Here is a 3,001-nt window from a genome sequence, read left to right on the forward strand (position 1 = left end):
ATAGATTTGAGTTCCGGGAAAAAAGAAATTATCGAAATCGATGATTCCGTAAGGAAAAAATATCTCGGCGGGAGAGGTTTAGGAGTCAAACTTTATTCCGAAATGTGTTCTTCTGATATCGATCCATTATCTCCGGAAAATGCTTTGATATTCATGACTGGTCCTCTAACAGGAACAGTCATGACATCCGGTCGTTTCCAGGTTATTTCCAAATCTCCGCTTACGAACACGATCTTTGATTCCAGTTCGGGTGGAGTTTTCGGAGCGATCCTGAAAAGAACCGGATTCGACGGGATCATTTTCTCAGGAAAAGCGGAAAAACCTGTTTACATTTATGTTACTGAAAATGACTTCGAGATCAGGGATGCGAAACATCTATGGGGAAAGAATACTCACGAAACGAAAGAGCAGATCCTTCAGGAAACATCGGATAAGGCATCAGTTGCCAGTATCGGACCGGCTGGAGAAAACCAGGTTCTGCTTGCTTCGATCATGAATGATAAAGACAGAACTGCCGGCAGAGGTGGACTCGGAGCTGTGATGGGTTCTAAAAATCTGAAAGCGATCGCAGTTTATGGAAAGATTCCTGTTTCCATCAAACATCCTGATAAATTGAAAGAGTTAAATTCCAGACTGGATAGATTGGTCGATAAAAATCCGGTTACCGGAAAATCTCTGCAATTACTTGGAACTTCGGTATTAGTAAACATCATCAATGCTCACGGAATGTTCCCCACCCAGAATTTCCAGCAGGGAATTTTCAATGATGCGGAAGGAATAAGTGGTGAAAAAATCGCAGAAACGATTCTCCAAAACAGAAGCGCCTGCTTCCGCTGTCCCATTGCCTGTGGCAGAAATACAAAAACCACCAATAAAGAAGGTGAAGGACCTGAATATGAAAGTGTCTGGGCTTTTGGAGCGCATCTCGGAGTCAACGATCTGCAGAAGATCACGGAAGCGAATTATGCCTGCAATGAACTCGGATTGGATACGATCTCGACCGGAAGCACGATCGGTTGTGCTATGGAATTATCTGAAAAAGGAGTTTTTCCGGAAGCTTTAGAATGGGGAGATTCCGCAAGATTAGTTCAATTGGTTAATGATATTGCCTTTAAAAGAGGAATTGGTAAAGATCTTGGTTCAGGTTCAAAAAGACTTTCGGAAAAATATGGAAAACCGGAATTATCGATGCAGGTCAAAGGTCTGGAAATTCCTGCTTATGATCCTCGCGGAGCACAAGGTCAGGCTCTGGCTTATGCAACTTCCAATCGTGGTGGTTGTCACATGCGAGCATACCTAATTGGACCGGAAATTCTTGGACATCCGGTTTTTATGGATAGATATTCAATCGCAGGTAAACCTGAACTTGTTGCTCTTCTTCAGGATATTTCTGCAGCAGTTGATTCACTGATCTTATGTAGATTCCTGCAATTTGCAGTAGGTGTCTCGACCTTTTCCGAAATACTTAACTATGTAACCGGAGAGAATTATACAGATGATGATCTGATCAAGATAGGGAAGAGGATTTATACTCTGGAACGGAAATTCAATTCCGAAAATGGATTTAAGAGAAAAGACGATCTTCTTCCCAGAAGATTTCTGACAGAAGAATTTGATGAAGGATCATCCAGAAACAGAGTTGTTCAACTGGACGAAATGCTGAATAAATATTATCAGATTCGAGGTTGGAATGAAGATGGAATTCCAACCGGAGAAACGATTGATAAACTTGATTTATGATGAAATCTTGAGTTAATTTTTTTCGTTGTAATCCCATCGTCTTGATGGGAAATTGTTTAGACCATTGGGACAATGGTGATACAGGAACAAAAATGAAAGTAACATTAGCAGGATACAACATAGATAAATCTTTGATCGAGCAGCTTCCGGATCAGAATACAGCGACTCCGGAAACGATTTCCGCTGCTTATGCCCGTATCAGCCGCGATCCGAGGGATGTGAATGAATTACGGGAAGAAGCTCTTAAACAAGTTAAAAAAGCGAGAAGATCAAATCAGGCGATCGTGTTCGGGATGAGCCATCATTCCGTGGCGGAACATGCTTATTTCAATTTTGATATTTTAGGTATTTCCCGGTTAGCACTCGAGGAACTGGAAGCCAGACGGATCGGTGCTGCTTACACTGAAAAATCGCAAAGATATATCACCTTAAAGGGAGATTTTGTTACTCCAAAGGAATATGACAGGAAAGATAGAGAATCTTTTCTGGAACTGGTAAATTTCCAGAATAAGTTTTATTTGAACAATCTTGAGAAATTGATCCAATACCAATTTGAAAGTAATTCCGAACTGGCAGAAAAAGCAGACACAGCTTCCGGTAAAGGAACTTCCAACAAAATGAATCGAGCTAAAAACACGCTCGAGGGCTGGGCAAAAGAAGATGCAAGATATGCTTTAAGCCTGGCAACACAAGCTCAACTTGGTTTATCTTTTAATGCCAGAACTCTCGAACATGCGATCAGGATCATGCGGCATTCTGAACTTGCTGAAATCAGGGATTTATCTCAAAAACTGTTCGATGCGGTAAAAGTTGTTGCTCCCTCTTTGATCATTCTATCCGATCCTGAAGAATTCAAAAAAGCATTTAAAACTGATCTTAAAGACGATCATTTCAGGCTTTCAAAGAAATACTTGAAAGAGATAGTTGCAGAAGAGATAAACAAATTTGGAGAAGAAAAAGTAAGCAAGAATGTTATCGAACTGGGAGACGCAAAACTTCTGCCCGAAAACTCGATCGATATGGATGTTCTCATCGCTCTTATCCACCATAATTCAACTTTGTCTTACGAAGAATCATTTGAAGTCGCAGCAAAGGTTATAGAAAACAAGGAACATGCGAAAGAATTCTTCAAAGAAACTTTGAGATATATATCTGAATTCGATACACTTCCCCGCGAGTTTGAATTCAACGGAAAATTGATGTTTGAACTGACCATCAGTGCCAGCAATTTCGCCCAGTTGAAGCGACACCGTTTAATGAC

At 40.8% G+C, this 3,001-nt stretch carries 2 protein-coding genes; both read left to right on the forward strand.

What is annotated here, in order from left to right; translation table 11 throughout:
- Entirely contained in the window at positions 1-1,740 is a 1,740-nt protein-coding gene (locus ENL20_01550) for an aldehyde ferredoxin oxidoreductase (protein HHE37243.1), read from the forward strand.
- Between the two features lie 44 nt (positions 1,741-1,784).
- Positions 1,785-3,001: FAD-dependent thymidylate synthase (locus tag ENL20_01555; GenBank protein HHE37244.1), on the forward strand; the 1,217-nt coding region annotated here is incomplete at its 3' end.

The sequence above is a fragment of the Candidatus Cloacimonadota bacterium genome (assembly GCA_011372345.1).
In the GTDB taxonomy this organism is placed as follows: domain Bacteria; phylum Cloacimonadota; class Cloacimonadia; order Cloacimonadales; family TCS61; genus DRTC01.